Consider the following 22008-nt stretch of genomic DNA (forward strand, 5'->3'; position numbering starts at 1 on the left):
GGCCTCTCGTTTTTTGAAATGCACCTCTGAGCCCTGTTTCGAAAAGAGTCAACTCTAAGTAGAGATGGGCGGAACCGATCCGTTAACAGGTAGAGTGAGACCAAGTTTTGAGCTATTGTTACCATACATGCTTTCCGGTCTAATCAGAGTGGAACCGCGCGTTAAGCGCCTCTGTCGTCATGACAGAGGCGTTTTTTATTTACTTTTTTTATTTACCAAACAATAGGGGGAGAATGGTAATGTTTAAGAAGTTAAGGGAGGATGTTGAGGTTGTTTTCGAGCAAGATCCGGCGGCAAGGAGCCATTTAGAAGTCATCTTAACCTATTCAGGCTTGCATGCCATTTGGTCACACCGGATCGCACATGCACTCTTTAATCGGAAATTATTTTTTCTTGCCAGGGTTATTTCGCAAGTAAGCCGATTTTTTACCGGTATAGAGATCCATCCCGGGGCAAAAATAGGCAGAAGATTTTTTATTGACCATGGTATGGGTGTTGTTATTGGGGAAACATGTGAAATTGGGGATAATGTAACTATATATCAAGGAGTCACACTTGGTGGAACGGGGAAAGAAAAAGGAAAACGGCATCCGACAATTAAGGATAATGTTCTGATTTCTACGGGGGCTAAGGTACTTGGATCCATCACAGTTGGAGAAAATTCCAAAATTGGCGGCGGCTCGGTTGTATTGAAAGAAGTTCCTCCTAACTCAACAGTAGTAGGAATTCCAGGCAGAGTAGTCATGCAAGATGGAAGAAAAATTACAAAAGACTTAAACCATTGTGACTTGCCAGACCCTGTTGCCGACCGCTTAAGAGAAATGCAAAATGACTTGGATAGATTAATGTATGAACTCGAAGAATTAAAAGGAGAAAGGATAAAAGTCAATGGCCATTCAACTTTATAATACACTTACACGTAAAAAAGAAACCTTCGTACCGCTTGAAGAGGGAAAGGTCAAAATGTATGTTTGCGGTCCGACTGTCTATAATTATATTCATATTGGTAATGCCCGTCCGGCCATCGTTTTTGATACCGTCCGACGCTATTTAGAATACCGCGGCTATGATGTTAAATATGTTTCCAATTTTACCGACGTAGATGATAAATTAATCCGAGCTGCCAATCAATTAGGTGAAGACGTGCCAGCTATTGCTGACCGGTTTATCAATGCCTATTTTGAAGATGTGTCTGCATTAGGCTGCCAAAAAGCGGATGTTCATCCACGGGTAATGGAGAACATGGACATTATTATTGAATTTATTAGTGAATTAATTGATAAAGGTTTCGCATATGAATCGGCTGGAGATGTGTATTTCCGGACAAGAAAATTCGATGGCTATGGTAAACTGTCGCATCAATCGATTGATGATTTGCAGGTAGGCGCAAGAATTGAAGTTGGCGATCGGAAACAAGATGACTTAGATTTTGCCCTTTGGAAAGCGGCGAAGGAAGGGGAAATCTTCTGGGAAAGCCCATGGGGACTTGGCCGTCCTGGATGGCATATTGAGTGCTCAGCAATGGCAAAAAAATATCTGGGTGAAACGATTGATATTCATGCGGGTGGTCAGGATTTAACTTTCCCGCATCATGAAAATGAAATTGCCCAGTCAGAGGCACTATCAGGAAAATTATTTTCCCGCTACTGGATGCACAACGGCTATATCAATATTGACAATGAAAAAATGTCGAAGTCGTTAGGAAACTTTGTGTTAGTTCATGACATTATCAAGAAACACAATCCACAAGTGCTGCGCTTTTTCATGTTATCAGTTCATTACCGCAATCCGATCAATTACAGTGAGGAATTACTGGAAAGTACGAAAGCAGCCTTTGAACGCTTGATTACCTCCTATCAAAATTTAAAGCATCGTAAAGAAGCAAGCACGGATTTAACCGATAATAATCAAGAATGGCTTGATAAAATTGCAAGCTCACAAGAACAGTTTATTGAGGCGATGGATGATGATTTCAACACAGCGAAAGCCATTTCTGTTTTATTTGACCTCTCGAAACTGGCGAATTATTATCTTTTAGAAAAAAATACGGCAGTATCGGTAATCGATGCCTTTACTAAACAGTTTGAAGATTTGTTCCAAGTTTTAGGATTGACGATTGAAAAAGAAGAAATGCTGGATGAAGACATTGATGCATTGATTGAAAAACGAATCCAGGCCCGAAAAGACCGTAATTTCCAATTGTCTGACCAAATCCGAGATCAGCTTAAGGAAATGAATATTATTTTAGAAGATACCCCGCAAGGTACAAGGTGGAAAAGAGGCTAATTCATGCTTGAATATGAGAATACCGTCGATGCCAAACAATTGAATAGTCTCGCCCTTGCCTATATGGGGGACGCCATTTATGAAACGTATGTAAGGCGCCACCTCCTCTATAGCGGGAAGGTAAGACCCAATCATTTACACCGGACGGGAACGACTTACGTTTCAGCAAAGGCACAATGCAAAATTCTTTTTCAAATGATGGATGATCATCTTCTCGACGAGGAAGAATTAGCGGTGATTATGCGCGGTCGAAATGCAAAGTCAGGCTCTGTTCCTAAAAATACAGATGTCCAAACCTATCATTACAGTACAGCGTTCGAAGCGTTGATGGGTTATTTATATTTAACGGGTAAAATAGAACGGATGGAAGAATTGATTAATCTGGCATTTAGATATGTAGATGAGAGAAAGGAGGAACGCTAGGATGGAACAAGAATATATTGTTGGCAAAAATCCAGTTATTGAAGCGCTGAAATCAGAAAGGGATATTAATAAAATCTTAATTGCTGAAGGATCACAGCGCGGCCAAATGCAGCAAATTACACAGTTAGCAAAGGAAGCAAATGTGATTGTTCAATTTGTGCCGAAGAAAAAAATTGACCAAATTTCCGGTGAAAACCATCAAGGAGTTCTGGCCTATGTTGCCGCATATCAATATGCGGAGATCGATGATTTGTTTGCTGCAGCGGAAAAGAAAAACGAAACGCCTTTCTTTTTACTGCTTGATGAAATTGAAGATCCTCATAATCTTGGTTCTATTATGAGAACGGCGGATTCTGTGGGGGCACATGGCATCATTATACCGAAACGGAGGGCTGTCGGCTTAACCGCAACAGTAGCTAAAGCCTCAACAGGTGCAATTGAGTATATTCCAGTCGTACGTGTCACAAATATGGCGAGAACAATTGATGAATTAAAGGAACGGGGCATTTGGATTGCGGGAACAGATGCAAAAGGAAAAGATGACTACCGCAGGTTAGACGGGACCCTGCCGCTTGGATTGGTCATTGGTAGTGAAGGAAAAGGAATGGGTAGACTAATCCGTGATAAATGTGATTTTCTTATTCACCTGCCAATGGTCGGAAAAGTTACATCGTTAAATGCTTCTGTTGCAGCATCTTTACTCATGTATGAGGTATATCGAAAACGACACCCGCTTGAGGGGTAACATATGGATATCCTGCTTGTCGACGGATATAACATTATTGGGGCCTGGCCGGAACTTAGGGCGTTAAAAGATCGAGATCTGCCAGCAGCAAGAGATCGTCTTGTTGAAAGAATGGCGGAGTATCAAGCCTATTCCGGATATCGTGTGATTGTTGTCTTTGATGCCTATTATGTACAAGGAACAGAGAAGAAATTTAGAAATCATCAAGTAGAAGTCATCTTTACTAAAGAAAATGAAACAGCAGATGAGCGGATTGAAAAATTGGCGATTAGCCTAAGTAATCGGAGAACGCAAATACATGTCGCTACCTCCGATTTTACAGAGCAATGGGCTATCTTTGGACAAGGGGCATTAAGGAAATCCGCTCGTGAGCTGCTCATTGAAATGTCCTCCATTGAAAAAGGAATCGAACAGAAAGTGAAGAAGATTCAAGAAAAAAAACCTGTCTCGAAAATAAATATGAGTGATGAAATGGCAGAAATTTTTGAAAAGTGGCGCAGAGGTCAAAAGTGAACGTGGACACTGAAAAAATTGTCATGTATACTATTACTAACTATGCTTGTTCGGTGGAGGCGATCTACTTTGAGTACGGACTTCGGAACAAAGGTCAACCAGCAGTTCCTCATAATGGAAGATGAAGAAATTGTTTATTTGGTGCACCACGGTGATAGTGAAGCGTTGGATTATTTAATCCACAAGTATCGTAATTTTGTACGTGCAAAAGCTAGGTCCTATTTTTTAATTGGAGCTGATAAAGAAGATATTGTCCAAGAAGGCATGATTGGATTGTACAAAGCCATTCGTGACTTCAGAGAGGACAAACTGACCTCCTTTAAAGCATTTGCCGAACTGTGCATTACTCGTCAAATTATAACAGCCATTAAAACCGCAACACGGCAAAAGCATATCCCGTTAAATTCATATGTCTCTTTGGACAAGCCGATATATGATGAGGAGTCCGATCGAACATTAATGGATGTTTTGTCAGGGGCAAAGATACTTGACCCTGAGGAGCTAATCATTAATCAAGAAGAATTTGACCATATTGAATTTAAAATGACTGAATTATTAAGTGACTTAGAAAGAAAGGTATTAGCCCTTTACTTGGATGGTCAATCTTATCAAGAAATTTCAGAAGAACTTAATCGTCATGTGAAATCCATTGATAATGCTCTGCAGCGAGTGAAAAGAAAGTTGGAACGATATCTCGAACTTCGTGAATTTTCACTGTAATAACCTACCTTTATGGCATGAATTTGAACCGTTTTCAACGGATATTGACAATAATTAGGGTACATGGTACATTTTTAAGGATATAATAGAAAATTGGGTAAAGGTGTCGAAGATGAGTAAAAAAGTTATCCTTGCATGTGCAGTTTGCGGTTCTCGTAACTATTCGACAATTAGCAAGCAGACACAAACAGAGCGATTAGAATTGAAAAAATTCTGTAAAACGTGCACCACCCATACCATTCATCGAGAAACAAAATAGTCATCCTATATTCTTATAGTTATTTTATTTTGGGGGTTACTTAACATGAAGCGCATAAAGAAGTTCTTCAGTGATATATTCCGTGAGATGAGGAAAGTTAGCTGGCCAAAACGCGGAGAACTAACACGCTCGACGGTGACTGTATTAACGACCGTTGTTTTTTTCGCAGCGTTCTTTGCAGTACTTGATTTAGGGATTTCAAAATTGATTCGCTTAATTCTTGAATAATAAATCATCTTTCATGGTATAATGGTGATTAATAAAGGAATTTTTATCTAAAAGCCCGTATAACGGGTTTTTTATTTGTTTAAAAAATAGTCTATGACTACTAAATAGGGAGGGACGGACGTTCTAGTCCTCTTAAATGGAAAAAAATTGGTATGTACTACATACTTACTCGGGTTATGAAAATAAAGTAAAAGCAAATTTAGAAAAACGGGTCGAATCAATGGGGATGCAAGATAAGATTTTCCGAGTGGTTGTCCCTGAAGAAGAAGAGACCGAGCTAAAAAACGGCAAGAAAAAAGTAGTAAAGCGCAAAGTGTTCCCAGGTTATGTATTAGTGGAAATTGTAATGACTGATGATTCTTGGTATGTAGTGCGGAATACTCCTGGGGTAACAGGGTTTGTTGGATCATCAGGATCAGGTTCTAAACCGACACCGTTACTTCCAGAAGAGGTTGTCGTTATACTAAAACGAATGGGTGTTACCGAAACTCGTGTCGATGCTGATTATGAAATTGGCGAAACGGTCCGCGTCAAAGAAGGTCCATTTGCTAACTTTACAGGATCTGTGGAAGAGATGGATAAAGACAAGGCGAAGCTGAAAGTTCTTGTTAATATGTTCGGCCGTGATACCCCTGTAGAACTTGATTTTACGCAGATTGAAAAACTTTAATGTAAAAAAACTTGAAATCATTTTGAAAAAGTGGTAATATTTCATAGGTCAGTATGTCTCCATGTGAGACAAGACTTATGTCGAGTTCTTTATGATCAATAGATAAAGACAGATGCCTGAGTGGGAGGGTTCTTAAAGACCCTATTACCACATCACGGACTTTAAGGAGGTGTGTCTCGTGGCTAAAAAAGTAATTAAAGTCGTTAAATTACAAATTCCTGCTGGGAAAGCAAACCCTGCGCCACCAGTTGGTCCTGCACTAGGTCAAGCCGGTGTTAACATCATGGGATTCTGTAAAGAATTTAACGCTCGTACAGCAGATCAAGCTGGTTTGATCATCCCTGTTGAAATTACGGTATTTGAAGACCGTTCATTTACATTTATTACGAAAACTCCTCCTGCTGCCGTTCTTTTGAAAGTAGCAGCTGGAATTCAGTCAGGTTCTGGTGAACCTAACCGTAATAAAGTAGCAACAGTTAAGCGTAATACAGTACGCGAGATTGCGGAACAGAAAATGCCTGACCTAAACGCAGCTAGCGTTGAAGCAGCAATGCGCATGGTTGAAGGTACTGCTCGCAGCATGGGTATCGTCATCGAAGACTAATCCGTGTAACTGATTGTTTTTGTAAAATGAAGGGGTTGCGACGTTATAAACACTCGCAACCTTTTTCGTGGCTAGCTGCGGCGCCTAGGGGCTCGGGGTCATAAGCCAATCCGTCCTGAAGGTAAAAAAACAACCTTCAAGCCGGCTCGTCTTATGCCTGTCGCCCCTGTTCAAGGCGCCTCCGCTTTTCGCCGTGGGAGTTATTCAACGTTAAAACCACAATTCTAGGAGGAAATTAAAATGGCTAAAAAAGGTAAGAAGTATTTAGAAGCTTCAAAGCTTGTAGATCGCCTAAAAGCATATCCAATTGTTGAAGCAATTGATCTTGCAAAACAAACAAACTTCGCTAAATTTGATGCAACTCTTGAAGTAGCATTCCGTTTAGGCGTTGACCCTAAGAAAGCTGACCAACAAATCCGTGGTGCAGTTGTGCTTCCTAACGGAACTGGTAAGACGCAACGCGTTCTAGTTTTCGCTAAAGGGGAAAAAGTAAAAGAAGCAGAAGCAGCTGGCGCTGATTATGTAGGCGATGCTGAGTACATCAACAAAATCCAACAAGGTTGGTTTGAATTTGATGTAATCGTAGCAACTCCTGACATGATGGGTGAAGTTGGTAAATTAGGTCGTGTATTAGGACCTAAAGGCTTAATGCCAAACCCTAAAACAGGTACAGTTACATTTGATGTAACTCGTGCAATCAATGAAATTAAAGCAGGTAAAGTTGAATACCGCGTTGACAAGTCTGGTAACATCCACGTGCCAATCGGTAAAGCTTCATTCGAAAACGAAAAGCTTGTTGAAAACTTCAACACTGTATTTGAAACTATGCTAAAAGTGAAGCCTTCTGCTGCAAAAGGTACTTACATGAAGAACGTAACTGTTGCTTCTACTATGGGACCTGGCGTTAAAGTTGATCCTTCATCAGTAGCTGTTAAATAAATTTTACCAATTGACAACTTAAAATAGATTTTATATAATCTATTTTGTTGTTTAAAATAATAACATTTGTACTGTAGACAGCAGGTGTGCCAATGGCACTTAATACCCTGCCGAGGTAATGCGATATAAATAGCTGAGTAATCAGTTGTTATCCTGCCTCCATGTCACCGTTCGGTATGGAGGCGTTTATTTGCCTGGTATAAATGTAGAAAATTCTACAGGAGGTGTAAAGATGAGCAGTGCAATCGAATTAAAGCAACAAATCGTTAGTGAAATTTCTGATAAATTAAAGAACAGCGTATCAACAGTTGTTGTTGATTACCGTGGTCTTTCAGTTGCAGAAGTAACTGAACTTCGTAAACAGCTTCGTGAAGCTGGTGTGGAATTCAAAGTTTACAAAAACTCAATGACACGCCGTGCGGCTGAAGCAGCTGGCCTTGCTGATTTAAACGCTGCATTAACTGGTCCAAACGCAATTGCGTTCAGTACTGAAGATGTAGTAGCACCAGCTAAAATCTTGAACGACTTTGCGAAAAAGCATGAAGCACTTGAACTTAAAGCAGGTGTAATTGAAGGTAATGTTGCAACAGCTGAAGAAATTAAAGCTCTTGCTGACCTACCATCACGCGAAGGTTTACTATCTATGTTACTCAGCGTACTACAAGCTCCAATCCGCAACCTTGCTCTTGTTACAAAAGCAGTTGCAGAACAAAAAGAAGAACAAGGCGCCTAATAAGTTAGCCTGAATACGGCATTTTAAATAATTTGAACGAAAACTAAGGAGGAAATTAATCATGACTAAAGAACAAATCATTGAAGCAGTTAAAACTATGACTGTTTTAGAACTTAACGATCTAGTAAAAGCAATCGAAGAAGAATTCGGCGTAACTGCTGCTGCTCCAGTAGCGATGGTTGGCGGCGCAGGTGCTGCTGCTGTTGAAGAAAAGACTGAATTTGATGTAATCCTAGCTGGCGCTGGCGACCAAAAAATCAAAGTTATCAAAGTTGTACGTGAAATCACTGGTCTTGGTCTTAAAGAAGCAAAAGACCTTGTTGACAACACTCCAAAGCCAGTTAAAGAAGGCGTTTCTAAAGATGAAGCTGAAGCAATCAAAGCTAAGCTTGATGAAGTTGGAGCAAACGTTGAAGTTAAGTAATAATCACAAAAACGAGCTCGCTGTATAAGCGGGCTTTTTTTGGCTTAATAGAATCTAGATTTTTAGTTTCTTTTCCTCGTTAATCTTCAATTATTAATCTTCCTCGGAGGTGAGTCAGTTGTCTGAACACTACTATTCTCGAACACAAAAGGTTGAAAGTGACCCGAAATTTTGGGACTACACGTTAAAAAATAACCCTTTTCGTTTTAAAACGGATAACGGTGTGTTTTCAAAAAGAGAAGTAGATTTCGGCTCACGTTTATTAATTGAGTCTTTTGAAATGCCAAATACAGACGGATTACTCCTGGATGTTGGCTGTGGCTACGGTCCAATTGGTCTTTCGCTTGCAAAATATTATCATGAACGTATGATACATATGGTTGATGTGAATGAGCGGGCTATTGAATTGGCAAAGGAAAATGCAGAATTAAATCGGATCCAGAATGTTACAATCTATGAAAGTGATCGGTTGTTAAATGTGAAAGAAAACACATTTGCAGCTATTTTAACAAATCCGCCGATCAGAGCAGGAAAAAAAACAGTCCATGACATTTTTGAACAAAGCTTTGATCATCTCGTGTCACAAGGGGAGCTCTGGGTTGTCATTCAAAAGAAACAAGGTGCACCATCCGCAATTGAAAAATTAAATAATTTATTTAACCACGTCGAAACTATTGACAAATCCAAAGGTTATTTTGTCATAAGGGCACAAAAAAGTTGACTTGAAAATGTCACTATGATAGCATTATAAAATGCCATCATAATAATTTCCGAATTATTCCTATAAATACTTGAATATCTTGTATAAAAAAGGAATATTAAGGAAATGATGACAAAATAATAGTCTAAATGTGAAAATGTGGTTTTTAACTAAAAACCCTTTTTCTTTTTGTTTACTGGAAAAGGAGTAAATTTCTGTTCCATAAACGTTAATAGATTTTAATAATAACGCTTGATTTGAGGGGTGAATCAGTTGACAGGTCAACTAGTTCAGTATGGACGACACCGCCAACGAAGAAGTTACGCACGAATCAGTGAAGTTTTAGAATTACCAAATCTTATTGAAATCCAAACCTCTTCTTATCAATGGTTTCTTGATGAGGGTTTGCGTGAAATGTTCCAGGATATTTCACCAATCGAGGACTTTACTGGTAACCTATCACTAGAATTTATTGATTACAGTCTTGGCGATCCAAAGTATTCAGTAGAGGAATCAAAAGAACGGGACGTTACATATTCTGCTCCTTTGCGTGTAAAAGTACGTCTTGTAAACAAAGAAACAGGTGAAGTAAAAGATCAAGATGTATTTATGGGTGATTTTCCACTTATGACTGAAACAGGTACGTTTGTCATTAATGGGGCAGAACGTGTTATCGTTTCACAATTAGTGCGCTCTCCGAGTGTTTACTATAGTGGGAAGTTCGATAAAAATGGAAAGAGGGGCTTTTCAGCTACCGTCATTCCGAACCGCGGCGCTTGGCTCGAATATGAAACAGATGCTAAAGATGTCGTTTATGTGAGAATAGATCGTACTCGGAAACTGCCCGTTACGGTTCTTTTGCGTGCACTTGGTTTCGGCTCTGATCAAGAAATCATTGAATTGATTGGGGATAACGAATACATCCGTAATACACTTGAGAAAGACAATACGGAAGGTGTCGAAAAGGCCCTTTTAGAAATTTATGAGCGTCTGCGTCCAGGTGAACCACCTACCGTTGAAAATGCAAAGAGCTTATTAGTGTCACGTTTCTTTGACCCTAAGCGCTATGACCTTGCGAATGTAGGCCGCTATAAAATTAATAAAAAGCTTCATATCAAAAACCGTTTATTCAACCAACGTTTAGCAGAGTCCCTTGCGGATCCTGAAACAGGTGAAATTATTGCCGAAAAAGGATTAATTCTAGATAGAAGAAACCTTGATAGAATTATCCCTGCTCTTGAAAAGAATATTAATTTCAAAGGCTTTAATCCGTATGGCGGTGTTGTAGAAGACGAGATCACACTTCAGGATATTAAGATTTATGCTCCTGGTGATGAAAGTGAAAAAGTAATTAATGTCTTAGGTAATGCCTATGTGGCAGAACCAATTAAAAATATTACACCGGCTGATATCATTGCATCGATTAGCTACTTCTTTAATCTATTGCATGGAGTAGGCGATACGGATGATATCGATCACTTAGGGAACAGACGTCTGCGTTCTGTTGGAGAATTGCTTCAGAATCAATTCCGGATTGGGTTATCCCGTATGGAGCGTGTGGTTCGTGAAAGAATGTCAATTCAAGACACAGCAACGATCACTCCACAGCAATTGATCAACATTCGTCCAGTCATTGCGTCTATTAAAGAGTTCTTTGGCAGCTCGCAATTATCACAGTTCATGGACCAAACCAACCCGCTTGCTGAATTAACGCACAAGCGTCGTCTCTCTGCATTAGGACCTGGTGGTTTAACGCGTGAACGTGCTGGAATGGAAGTTCGTGACGTTCACTACTCTCACTATGGCCGGATGTGTCCGATTGAAACACCTGAAGGTCCAAACATTGGTTTGATTAACTCGCTATCATCATATGCGAAAGTTAACCGATTTGGCTTTATCGAAACACCATACCGGAGGGTTGACCCTGATACTGGTAAGGTTACTGCTCGGATCGATTACTTAACAGCTGACGAAGAAGACAACTATGTAGTAGCCCAAGCGAACTCTCGTTTAGATGATGACGGTTCCTTCTTAGATGAGGAAGTTGTTGCTCGTTTCCGTGGTGAGAACACAGTTGTTAAACGTGAACGCATTGACTATATGGATGTATCACCAAAGCAAGTAGTGTCTGCGGCAACAGCGTGTATTCCGTTCCTTGAAAATGATGACTCCAACCGTGCCCTAATGGGTGCGAACATGCAGCGTCAAGCCGTACCGCTTATGCAGCCAGAAGCCCCTCGTGTTGGAACAGGTATGGAATATGTATCTGGTAAAGACTCAGGTGCAGCGGTGATCTGTAAGCACGAAGGTATTGTTGAACACGTGGAAGCACGTGAGGTATGGGTGCGTCGTATTAATGTGGTTGACGGTCAAGAGGTAAAAGGAAATCTTGATAAATACCGCATGTTGAAATTCATCCGTTCTAACCAAGGTACATGTTATAACCAACGTCCGATTGTTGCAGTGGGTAACCGTGTAACCAAAGGCGAAATTCTTGCTGACGGTCCATCAATGGAATTAGGAGAATTAGCACTTGGCCGAAACGTCCTTGTTGCCTTTATGACATGGGATGGTTATAACTATGAAGATGCGATTATTATGAATCAACGTCTTGTAAAAGACGATGTATACACATCGATTCATATTGAAGAATATGAGTCAGAATCCCGTGATACTAAACTAGGGCCTGAAGAAATTACACGTGATATTCCAAACGTCGGAGAAGATGCTCTTCGTAACTTGGATGAGCGCGGTATCATTCGTACTGGTGCCGAAGTTAAAGATGGTGACTTGTTAGTTGGTAAAGTAACACCAAAAGGGGTTACAGAATTAACAGCAGAAGAACGTCTTTTACATGCAATCTTCGGTGAAAAGGCTCGTGAAGTCCGTGATACTTCTCTTCGTGTGCCACATGGCGGCGGCGGAATTGTCCTTGATGTTAAAGTCTTTAATCGTGAAGATGGCGATGAACTGCCACCAGGTGTAAACCAACTTGTCCGTGTCTACATCGTTCAGAAACGTAAGATTTCTGAAGGTGATAAAATGGCGGGACGTCACGGTAACAAAGGGGTTATCTCAAGAATTTTACCGGAAGAAGATATGCCGTATTTACCAGACGGCACACCAGTCGATATCATGTTAAATCCACTAGGGGTACCATCACGGATGAACATTGGACAGGTGCTGGAACTCCATCTTGGAATGGCAGCACGCTACCTAGGCATTCATGTTGCGTCTCCAGTATTTGACGGAGCGCGTGAAGAAGATGTTTGGGGAACAATTGAAGAAGCAGGTATGGCTCGTGATGCGAAAACCGTCCTTTATGATGGACGTTCTGGGGAACCATTTGACAACCGTGTCTCTGTAGGTGTCATGTATATGATTAAACTTGCACACATGGTTGATGATAAACTCCATGCTCGTTCAACTGGACCTTACTCATTAGTTACGCAGCAGCCACTGGGCGGTAAAGCTCAATTTGGTGGTCAGCGCTTTGGTGAGATGGAGGTTTGGGCACTTGAAGCATACGGTGCAGCATACACACTTCAAGAAATCCTTACGGTTAAATCCGATGACGTGGTTGGTCGTGTGAAAACGTACGAAGCGATTGTCAAAGGTGAAAATGTTCCGGAACCAGGCGTTCCAGAATCATTCAAAGTATTAATTAAAGAACTTCAGAGTCTAGGAATGGATGTAAAAATTCTTTCAGGTGACGAAGAAGAAATTGAAATGCGCGATACGGAAGATGACGATGACTTACAACAAGTCGATACGTTAAACATTGTTCCTGAACAAGCATTTGAATCAGAAAAAGTGGGTTCAAAAGAGTAATTATATAATTTAGTTGGAGCGCAATTTGCGCTCCCGCTTTTGTACGTGATAAGGGTAAAACCTGGAGATATCAAAAGGGAGGTAGGCCCCTTGCTGGATGTTAATAATTTTGAGTTTATGAAGATTGGTCTTGCTTCACCGGATAAAATCCGTTCATGGTCCTTCGGAGAAGTAAAAAAACCAGAAACGATTAACTATCGTACATTAAAGCCTGAAAAGGACGGCTTATTCTGCGAACGTATTTTCGGTCCAACGAAGGATTGGGAATGTCATTGCGGAAAGTATAAGCGTGTCCGTTATAAAGGTGTCGTTTGTGATCGCTGTGGTGTTGAAGTCACGCGAGCAAAGGTTCGTCGTGAACGTATGGGGCATATTGAGCTTGCTGCGCCAGTTTCACATATATGGTACTTTAAAGGAATTCCAAGCCGGATGGGTCTTGTATTAGACATGTCTCCAAGAGCTTTGGAGGAGATTATTTACTTTGCTTCCTATGTTGTAACGGAATCAGGAGATACAGCTCTTGATAAGAAGCAGCTATTATCTGAAAAAGAATATCGTGCATATCGTGAAAAGTACGGAAACAAATTCCAAGCTGCCATGGGTGCAGAAGCAATTAAAAAACTTCTTTTCGATATCGATTTAGACAAGGAAGTAGACAGTTTAAAAGAGGAACTAAAAAGCGCACAAGGTCAGCGTCGTACACGTGCGATCAAACGCCTTGAAGTGTTAGAAGCATTCCGTGGTTCTGGAAATGAGCCATCTTGGATGATTCTTGATGTGCTTCCTGTTATCCCTCCAGAACTTCGTCCAATGGTACAATTGGATGGCGGAAGATTTGCAACATCTGACTTAAATGATTTATACCGCCGTGTTATTAACCGTAATAACCGCTTAAAACGTTTATTAGATTTAGGTGCACCAAGCATCATTGTTCAGAATGAAAAACGTATGCTTCAAGAAGCTGTTGATGCCTTGATTGATAACGGCCGCCGTGGACGTCCTGTTACTGGACCAGGTAACCGCCCGTTGAAATCACTTTCTCATATGTTAAAAGGTAAACAAGGCCGTTTCCGTCAAAACTTGCTTGGTAAGCGTGTTGACTATTCAGGGCGTTCGGTTATCGTTGTAGGGCCAAACTTGAAAATGTTCCAATGCGGACTTCCAAAAGAAATGGCACTAGAACTATTTAAACCTTTCGTTATGAAGGAATTAGTTGAAAAAGGGTTAGCACATAACATTAAATCTGCAAAACGCAAAATAGAAAGAGTATCTCCAGATGTTTGGGATGTACTCGAAGATGTTATTAAAGAACATCCAGTATTATTAAACCGTGCCCCTACACTTCATAGACTAGGGATTCAAGCATTTGAACCAACTCTAGTTGAAGGCCGGGCCATCCGTCTGCATCCACTTGTATGTACTGCATACAATGCCGATTTTGACGGTGACCAAATGGCGGTTCACGTACCGTTATCATCAGAAGCACAAGCAGAAGCAAGACTATTGATGCTTGCAGCACAAAATATCTTAAACCCTAAAGATGGTAAGCCAGTTGTTACTCCTTCCCAAGATATGGTTTTAGGTAACTATTACTTGACTCTTGAAAGAGAAGGCGCAGTCGGCGAGGGTATGATCTTTAAAGATACAAGCGAAGCAATTCTTGCGTATCAAAATGGCTATGTTCATTTGCATACACGTGTAGCTGTGCATGCAGGTTCATTAGGAAATGAAACTTTCACAGAAGAACAAAATAATAAGTTATTAATTACTACAGTTGGTAAGCTTATTTTCAATGAAATTCTGCCGAAATCATTCCCATACATTAATGAACCGACTAGACAGAATCTAGAAGTTGAAACACCTGTAAAATATTTCGTTGAAAAAGGCGAAGATATTAAGGCGAAAATTCAGTCGATGCCATTGATTGATCCGTTTAAAAAGAAAATCCTTGGAAATGTCATTGCTGAAGTGTTCAAACGTTTCAAGATTACTGAAACGTCCAAAATGCTTGACCGCATGAAGGATTTAGGATTTAGACATTCAACTAAAGCAGGTCTTACAGTTGGTGTTGCTGACATCGTCGTACTTCCTGAGAAGCAGGAAATTCTTCATGAAGCACAAGGTAAAGTAGATAGCGTTATGAAGCAATTCAGACGTGGTCTTATTACTGAAGATGAGCGTTACGACCGCGTAATTGCCATCTGGAGTGCTGCAAAAGATACCATTCAAGGTAAACTAATGCAATCGTTGAATAAATCGAATCCAATCTTTATGATGAGTGATTCCGGAGCCCGTGGTAACGCATCTAACTTTACGCAGCTTGCAGGTATGCGTGGTTTGATGGCCAACCCGGCTGGACGTATTATTGAGTTACCAATTAAATCAAGTTTCCGTGAAGGGTTAACGGTATTAGAGTACTTTATCTCGACACACGGTGCCCGTAAAGGTCTTGCTGATACAGCCCTTAAGACAGCTGACTCTGGTTACTTAACACGTCGACTTGTTGACGTTGCCCAGGATGTTATTGTTCGTGAAGACGATTGTGGCACAGACCGCGGCTTTACAATAAGCGCTCTTAAAGACGGCACTGAAATCATTGAAGGTTTAGACGAACGTTTAATAGGCCGATATGCACGTAAGGTGATTAAACATCCTGAAACAGGAGAAGTTTTCGTTCCTGAAAATGGTTTAATTACAGAAGATTTGGCAGAAGCAATTGTGAATGCTGGCATTGAGACTGTAAAAATCCGTTCTGCGTTTACATGTAACACTCGTCATGGTGTTTGTAAAAAATGCTATGGTCGAAATCTGGCAACAGGTCAAGAGGTTGAAGTTGGTGAAGCAGTTGGTATTATTGCAGCCCAATCTATCGGTGAGCCAGGTACACAGTTAACGATGCGTACATTCCATACTGGTGGGGTTGCCGGAGACGATATTACACAAGGTTTACCACGTATCCAGGAAATTTTTGAAGCACGTAACCCTAAAGGTCAAGCGGTTATTTCTGAAATTGATGGGGTTGTCGTTGGTATTAACGAAGGCCGTGACCGCCAGCATGAAATTGTTGTTCAAGGTGAAGTTGAATCTAGAACATACAATGCACCATATACTGCCCGCTTAAAAGTGGCTATAAATGATAACGTGGCTCGTGGGGAAGAATTAACGGAAGGTTCTATTGATCCGAAAGAATTAATTAGAGTCAAGGACGTTACTTCTGTTCAAGAGTACTTATTACGTGAAGTTCAAAAGGTTTATCGTATGCAAGGGGTAGAAATAGGCGATAAGCACGTGGAAGTAATGGTTCGTCAAATGTTACGTAAAGTACGTGTTGGTGATGCGGGTGAAACAGATGTACTACCAGGTACACTTCTGGATATTCACCAGTTTACTGATGCGAACGAAAAGGCATTGTTAGCAGGAAAAATGCCTGCAACAGGACGTCCGGTATTACTAGGTATCACAAAAGCGTCGCTTGAAACTGATTCATTCCTATCTGCTGCATCCTTCCAAGAAACCACAAGGGTTCTTACAGATGCTGCAATTAAAGGCAAACGCGATGAATTACTTGGCTTAAAAGAGAATGTTATCATTGGTAAGCTTGTACCAGCTGGAACTGGAATGCAGCGTTACCGCAAAGCTGAGCCTGTCCTTCGTGATACAACTTCAGAAGAAACAGTAACAATTGATTAAAAAAAATAAGGGATCTGCAAACTAGCAGATTCCTTATTTTAAGAAAATATTAAAAGTCGTGTTGACATCCTTTTATTAAGATGTTACTATATCAAAGGTGCTCCTATTCACCTGATACTTTGGAGGATATGAACGATGTCTTATGAAAAAGTATTACAGGCACAAAAGTTCGTTATAGGAACAAAACAAACAGTAAAGGCACTTAAAGAAGGTAATGTGAGAGAGTTAATCATTGCTAGCGACGCTGATCCAAAGTTAACGTCCAAAGTTGTTGAGGAAGCTCTTGAAATAAATGTTCCTATCCTTTATGTGGATTCGATGAAAAAACTCGGAAAAGCATGTGGGATTGAAGTTGGTGCTTCAACTGTTGCAATTATCAGCTAAAAGCGTTTTTGTAGATAGAAAGTCTGCAAAAACTTTGTTTTTGCAAAAAAATGAACCACCTGGATGTGTGGGCTTACAAATAATGAAGGGAGGAAACATAAATGCCTACTATTAACCAATTAGTGCGTAAACCTCGTCAATCTAAAGAGGAAAAGTCAAAATCACCAGCACTTAACAAAGGTTATAACAGCTTCAAAAAATCACAAACCAATGTATCTTCACCACAAAAACGCGGTGTATGTACTCGTGTTGGTACAATGACTCCAAAGAAACCAAACTCAGCGTTACGTAAATATGCTCGTGTACGTTTGACAAATGGTATCGAGGTGACAGCATACATTCCTGGTATTGGACACAATCTTCAAGAGCACAGTGTTGTTCTTATTCGTGGAGGACGTGTAAAAGACTTACCAGGGGTACGTTATCACATCGTACGTGGAGCGCTTGATACTGCTGGTGTTAACAACCGTATGCAAGGTCGTTCTAAATACGGTACTAAGAGACCAAAAGCAGCTAAGAAATAATACAACTTAAATAGAAGCTTCTTTGAAAGGAGGAAAAATTATGCCACGTAAAGGTCCTGTAGCAAAGAGAGACGTGTTACCAGATCCACTTTACAATTCAAAATTAGTTACTCGTTTAATCAACAAAATGATGGTTGACGGTAAAAGAGGTAAATCTCAAGAAATTCTTTACTCTGCATTCAATACAATCCGTGAGCGTTCTGGTAAAGAGCCGATGGAAGTATTTGAAGCAGCTATGAAAAATATCATGCCAGTACTAGAAGTTAGAGCTCGCCGTGTAGGTGGTGCGAACTACCAAGTACCAGTTGAGGTGCGTCCTGACCGCCGTTCAACTCTTGGTCTTCGTTGGTTAGTGAACTATGCACGTAACCGTGGAGAGAAAACAATGGAAGAGCGTTTAGCTAATGAAATCATGGATGCAGCAAACAACACTGGTGCATCTGTTAAAAAGCGTGAAGATACACACAAAATGGCTGAAGCAAACAAAGCGTTTGCTCACTATCGTTGGTAATCTAACCTTCAATATAAAAACTTTCAAACTAGGAAGGAGAAAGACCCAATGGCAAGAGAGTTCTCCTTAGCAAATACTCGTAATATCGGTATCATGGCTCACATTGATGCCGGTAAAACGACTACCACTGAGCGTGTTCTTTATTACACTGGCCGTATCCATAAGATCGGTGAAACACATGAAGGTGCGTCTCAGATGGACTGGATGGAACAAGAACAAGAACGTGGAATTACAATCACTTCCGCGGCAACAACTGCACAATGGAAAGGCCATCGTGTAAACATCATCGATACACCAGGACACGTAGACTTCACAGTTGAAGTTGAACGTTCATTACGTGTACTTGATGGTGCAGTAGCTGTACTTGATGCTCAATCTGGTGTTGAGCCTCAAACTGAAACAGTATGGCGCCAAGCAACAACTTACGGTGTTCCGCGTGTTGTTTTCGTAAACAAGATGGACAAAATTGGAGCTGACTTCTTATATTCTGTAGGAACTATCCATGACCGTCTTCAAGCGAATGCACATCCAATTCAGTTACCAATCGGTGCTGAAGATCAGTTTGAAGCAATCATTGACCTAGTGGAAATGAACGCAGTATTTTACGGAAATGACTTAGGAACTGACATTGAAGTTCGTGAGATTCCAGAAGAATACATGGCTCAAGCTGAAGAATACCGTGAGAAGTTAGTGGAAGCAGTCGCTGAGTTAGATGAAGAATTAATGGAAAAATACCTTGGTGGAGAAGAAATCTCTAAAGAAGAGCTTAAAGCAGCAATTCGTAAAGGTACTGTTAATGTAGAATTCTATCCAGTAATCTGTGGATCAGCATTCAAAAACAAAGGTGTTCAGCTAATGCTTGATGCAGTTATTGACTATCTTCCATCTCCATTAGATGTACCTGCAATCAAAGGTCATGCTATTGATGATGAAAATGAAGTTATTGAGCGTCATTCAAGCGATGAAGAGCCGTTTTCTGCTCTTGCATTTAAAGTTATGACTGACCCTTATGTTGGTAAATTAACGTTCTTCCGCGTTTACTCTGGTACTCTAGAGTCTGGATCATATGTCCAAAACTCTACAAAAGGCAAGCGTGAACGTATCGGACGTATCCTGCAAATGCATGCAAACAGCCGTCAAGAAATCTCAAAGGTTTATGCTGGTGACATTGCTGCTGCTGTAGGTTTGAAAGATACAACTACTGGTGATACTCTATGTGACGAGAAAAACCTTGTTATCTTAGAGTCTATGCAATTCCCTGAACCAGTAATCCAACTTTCAGTTGAACCGAAATCAAAAGCAGACCAAGACAAAATGACTACTGCACTTCAAAAGCTTCAAGAAGAAGATCCGACGTTCCGTGCACATACTGACCAGGAAACTGGACAAGTAATCATCGCTGGTATGGGTGAACTACACCTTGATATCATCGTTGACCGTATGCGTCGTGAATTTAAAGTTGAAGCTAATGTGGGTGCGCCGCAGGTTGCTTACCGCGAAACTTTCCGTGCTTCTGCACAAGTTGAAGGTAAATTCGCTCGTCAATCTGGTGGTCGTGGACAATACGGTCACGTTTGGATCGAATTCTCACCTAACGAAGAAGGAAAAGGATTCGAATTTGAAAACGGTATTGTTGGTGGTGTTGTTCCTCGTGAATACATCGCTCCAGTTCAAGCTGGACTTGAAGATGCTCTACAACGTGGTGTTCTTGCTGGATATCCACTAGTTGATATTAAAGCAAGACTATTTGACGGATCATACCATGATGTTGACTCCTCTGAAATGGCGTTTAAAATTGCTGCATCTATGGCACTTAAAAATGCTGCTTCTAAGTGTAGTCCTGTTATCCTTGAACCGATGATGAGAGTAGAAGTAGTTATCCCAGAAGAATATCTTGGAGATATCATGGGACAAATTACTGCTCGCCGTGGTCGTGTAGAAGGTATGGAAGCACGTGGAAATGCACAGGTAGTTCGTTCAATGGTTCCACTTTCAGAAATGTTTGGTTATGCAACTGCACTTCGTTCTAGTACTCAAGGACGTGGAGTATTCTCCATGCACTTCGATCACTACGAAGAAGTACCAAAATCAGTTTCTGAAGAAATCATCAAAAAAAATAAAGGTGAATAATTGATTTTCATCCTTTGTTAAAGTATAACTACTATGTAAGAAGTGGAAGTCGTGGGTTTGGGACAACCTTACTCACGGCTTACATAAAAATAATATTAATTAAATTTTTATAATTTAGAGGAGGATTTCCTAATGGGTAAAGCTAAATTCGACCGTTCAAAGCCACACGTTAACATTGGTACAATCGGACACGTTGACCATGGTAAAACAACTTTAACAGCTGCAATCACTTCTGTACTTGCTAAATCTGGTAAAGCAGAAGCTCGTGCATACGATCAAATCGATGGTGCACCAGAAGAAAAAGAACGTGGTATCACAATCTCTACTGCACACGTTGAGTATGAAACTGATAACCGTCACTATGCACACGTTGACTGCCCAGGACACGCTGACTATGTTAAAAACATGATCACTGGTGCTGCGCAAATGGACGGCGGTATCCTTGTAGTATCTGCAACTGATGGCCCAATGCCACAAACTCGTGAGCACATCCTTCTTTCTCGTCAGGTAGGCGTACCTTACCTTGTTGTATTCATGAACAAGTGTGATATGGTTGATGACGAAGAACTTCTTGAATTAGTAGAAATGGAAATTCGTGATCTATTATCTGAATACGATTTCCCTGGCGATGACACTCCTGTTATCAAAGGTTCTGCTCTTAAAGCATTAGAAGGCGACGCTGCTTGGGAAGAAAAAATCTTTGAACTTATGAACGCTGTTGATGAGTTCATCCCAACTCCAACTCGTGACACTGATAAGCCATTCATGATGCCAGTTGAGGATGTATTCTCAATCACTGGTCGTGGAACAGTTGCTACAGGACGTGTTGAGCGTGGTGTAGTTAAAGTTGGTGACGTAGTTGAAATCGTTGGTTTCACTGAAGAGCCAAAATCTACTACTGTAACAGGTGTAGAAATGTTCCGTAAGCTTCTTGACTTCGCTGAAGCAGGAGACAACATCGGTGCCCTTCTTCGTGGTGTAGCTCGTGAAGATATCGAACGTGGTCAAGTATTGGCTAAACCAAAGTCAATCACTCCACACACAAAGTTTAAAGCACAAGTTTATGTTTTATCAAAAGAAGAAGGTGGACGTCACACTCCATTCTTCTCAAACTACCGTCCACAATTCTATTTCCGTACTTCTGATATCACTGGTATTTGTATGTTACCAGAAGGTACTGAAATGGTTATGCCTGGCGACCACATCGAAATGACTGTTGAACTAATCGCTCCAATCGCGATCGAAGAAGGAACTAAGTTCTCTATTCGTGAAGGTGGACGTACAGTAGGTTCAGGTTCAATCACTACAATCACTGAGTAATTTGACACTGCAGCTCCTCTGGTGCTGAGTGGATAATGATCAAAGATATGAAAGCAGATGGATGACGATCCATCTGCTTTTTTTGTTCCTTATATAATGCTTTGACGTGTTTCTTCAATATATATTAACATTCGAAATTATCTTATAACTACACATCTATTTGTATATTTCTGGAGATTGATAATAACTGTTGAAAAAGTGTATATCAGCCGCTATAATAGGAAAAGTGTTCGAAACAGAAACATAAAGAAAAAAATTGTAATAAGTGTTGCGTTTGCTTTATGTTTTATGTATAATAGACAATGTTGGTCTTTGACTGCGATGATGTGAAAGGTTGCTGACACACCCGGCCGCTTTGCCATGGCGAGTGTGTG

Annotated in this window: 21 protein-coding genes and 2 other annotated features (1 of these 23 cut by a window edge); all 21 genes read left to right on the top strand. The window is 40.6% G+C overall.

The window, feature by feature from the left end; translation table 11 throughout:
* Positions 1–176 (top strand) — a binding site (T-box leader) (it extends 74 nt beyond the left edge of the window).
* Between the two features lie 63 nt (positions 177–239).
* The 21 genes from cysE (at position 240) to tuf (ending at position 21634) form a co-directional block, all read left to right on the top strand.
* Entirely contained in the window at positions 240–908 is a 669-nt protein-coding gene (gene cysE / locus QNH17_RS00555; protein ID WP_144555581.1) for a serine O-acetyltransferase, read from the top strand.
* Positions 889–2286 (top strand): cysteine--tRNA ligase, encoded by a 1398-nt coding sequence (gene cysS, locus QNH17_RS00560; protein ID WP_283876948.1) that lies wholly within the window; start codon positions 889–891, stop codon positions 2284–2286. The genes cysE and cysS overlap by 20 nt, the downstream gene beginning before the upstream one ends.
* 3 nt (positions 2287–2289) lie before the next feature.
* Positions 2290–2709: a Mini-ribonuclease 3 gene (locus QNH17_RS00565; RefSeq protein ID WP_144555579.1), complete on the top strand. Its 420-nt coding sequence runs from the start codon at positions 2290–2292 to the stop codon at positions 2707–2709.
* A gap of 1 nt (position 2710) precedes the next feature.
* On the top strand, positions 2711–3454 hold the full coding sequence (rlmB, locus tag QNH17_RS00570) for a 23S rRNA (guanosine(2251)-2'-O)-methyltransferase RlmB (protein WP_283876949.1): 744 nt from the start codon (positions 2711–2713) through the stop codon (positions 3452–3454).
* Positions 3455–3457: 3 nt separating this feature from the next.
* On the top strand, positions 3458–3967 hold the full coding sequence (locus QNH17_RS00575) for an NYN domain-containing protein (protein WP_283876950.1): 510 nt from the start codon (positions 3458–3460) through the stop codon (positions 3965–3967).
* 69 nt (positions 3968–4036) lie between these two features.
* Complete coding sequence (sigH, locus tag QNH17_RS00580) at positions 4037–4687, top strand: RNA polymerase sporulation sigma factor SigH (protein ID WP_283876951.1); 651 nt, start codon at positions 4037–4039, stop codon at positions 4685–4687.
* A gap of 112 nt (positions 4688–4799) precedes the next feature.
* On the top strand, positions 4800–4946 hold the full coding sequence (gene rpmG, locus QNH17_RS00585) for a 50S ribosomal protein L33 (protein WP_098573712.1): 147 nt from the start codon (positions 4800–4802) through the stop codon (positions 4944–4946).
* Between the two features lie 45 nt (positions 4947–4991).
* Entirely contained in the window at positions 4992–5174 is a 183-nt protein-coding gene (gene secE / locus QNH17_RS00590; RefSeq protein ID WP_283876952.1) for a preprotein translocase subunit SecE, read from the top strand.
* Between the two features lie 136 nt (positions 5175–5310).
* Positions 5311–5844 carry a transcription termination/antitermination protein NusG gene (nusG, locus tag QNH17_RS00595; protein ID WP_026565508.1) on the top strand — a complete coding sequence of 178 codons (534 nt, stop codon included), beginning with the start codon at positions 5311–5313 and terminating at the stop codon, positions 5842–5844.
* 178 nt (positions 5845–6022) lie between these two features.
* Positions 6023–6448, top strand: coding sequence for a 50S ribosomal protein L11 (rplK, locus tag QNH17_RS00600; protein ID WP_026565509.1), 426 nt, complete (start codon positions 6023–6025; stop codon positions 6446–6448).
* Between the two features lie 240 nt (positions 6449–6688).
* The gene (gene rplA / locus QNH17_RS00605; protein ID WP_144555576.1) at positions 6689–7387 is read left to right on the top strand and encodes a 50S ribosomal protein L1; all 699 of its coding nucleotides are present in this window, start codon (positions 6689–6691) and stop codon (positions 7385–7387) included.
* 53 nt (positions 7388–7440) lie between these two features.
* Positions 7441–7585 (top strand) — a sequence feature (ribosomal protein L10 leader region).
* 34 nt (positions 7586–7619) lie between these two features.
* Positions 7620–8120 carry a 50S ribosomal protein L10 gene (gene rplJ, locus QNH17_RS00610; protein ID WP_144555575.1) on the top strand — a complete coding sequence of 167 codons (501 nt, stop codon included), beginning with the start codon at positions 7620–7622 and terminating at the stop codon, positions 8118–8120.
* 61 nt (positions 8121–8181) lie between these two features.
* Positions 8182–8544, top strand: coding sequence for a 50S ribosomal protein L7/L12 (rplL, locus tag QNH17_RS00615; RefSeq protein WP_144555574.1), 363 nt, complete (start codon positions 8182–8184; stop codon positions 8542–8544).
* Positions 8545–8662: 118 nt separating this feature from the next.
* On the top strand, positions 8663–9265 hold the full coding sequence (locus tag QNH17_RS00620) for a class I SAM-dependent methyltransferase (protein ID WP_283876953.1): 603 nt from the start codon (positions 8663–8665) through the stop codon (positions 9263–9265).
* Positions 9266–9517: 252 nt separating this feature from the next.
* The gene (gene rpoB / locus QNH17_RS00625) at positions 9518–13075 is read left to right on the top strand and encodes a DNA-directed RNA polymerase subunit beta (protein WP_283876954.1); all 3558 of its coding nucleotides are present in this window, start codon (positions 9518–9520) and stop codon (positions 13073–13075) included.
* Positions 13076–13165: 90 nt separating this feature from the next.
* Positions 13166–16765, top strand: coding sequence for a DNA-directed RNA polymerase subunit beta' (gene rpoC, locus QNH17_RS00630; protein ID WP_283876955.1), 3600 nt, complete (start codon positions 13166–13168; stop codon positions 16763–16765).
* Positions 16766–16900: 135 nt separating this feature from the next.
* Positions 16901–17149, top strand: coding sequence for a 50S ribosomal protein L7ae-like protein (locus QNH17_RS00635; RefSeq protein ID WP_283876956.1), 249 nt, complete (start codon positions 16901–16903; stop codon positions 17147–17149).
* A gap of 101 nt (positions 17150–17250) precedes the next feature.
* Positions 17251–17673 (top strand): 30S ribosomal protein S12, encoded by a 423-nt coding sequence (gene rpsL, locus QNH17_RS00640; RefSeq protein WP_026565517.1) that lies wholly within the window; start codon positions 17251–17253, stop codon positions 17671–17673.
* A 40-nt stretch (positions 17674–17713) separates the two neighbouring features.
* Positions 17714–18184: a 30S ribosomal protein S7 gene (rpsG, locus tag QNH17_RS00645; protein WP_283876957.1), complete on the top strand. Its 471-nt coding sequence runs from the start codon at positions 17714–17716 to the stop codon at positions 18182–18184.
* Between the two features lie 48 nt (positions 18185–18232).
* The gene (gene fusA, locus QNH17_RS00650) at positions 18233–20314 is read left to right on the top strand and encodes an elongation factor G (RefSeq protein ID WP_283876958.1); all 2082 of its coding nucleotides are present in this window, start codon (positions 18233–18235) and stop codon (positions 20312–20314) included.
* A gap of 132 nt (positions 20315–20446) precedes the next feature.
* Positions 20447–21634 carry an elongation factor Tu gene (gene tuf / locus QNH17_RS00655; RefSeq protein WP_283876959.1) on the top strand — a complete coding sequence of 396 codons (1188 nt, stop codon included), beginning with the start codon at positions 20447–20449 and terminating at the stop codon, positions 21632–21634.
* The last annotated feature ends 374 nt before the right edge of the window (positions 21635–22008 follow it).

The organism is Neobacillus sp. SuZ13, assembly GCF_030123365.1.
Taxonomy (GTDB): Bacteria; Bacillota; Bacilli; order Bacillales; family Cytobacillaceae; genus Neobacillus.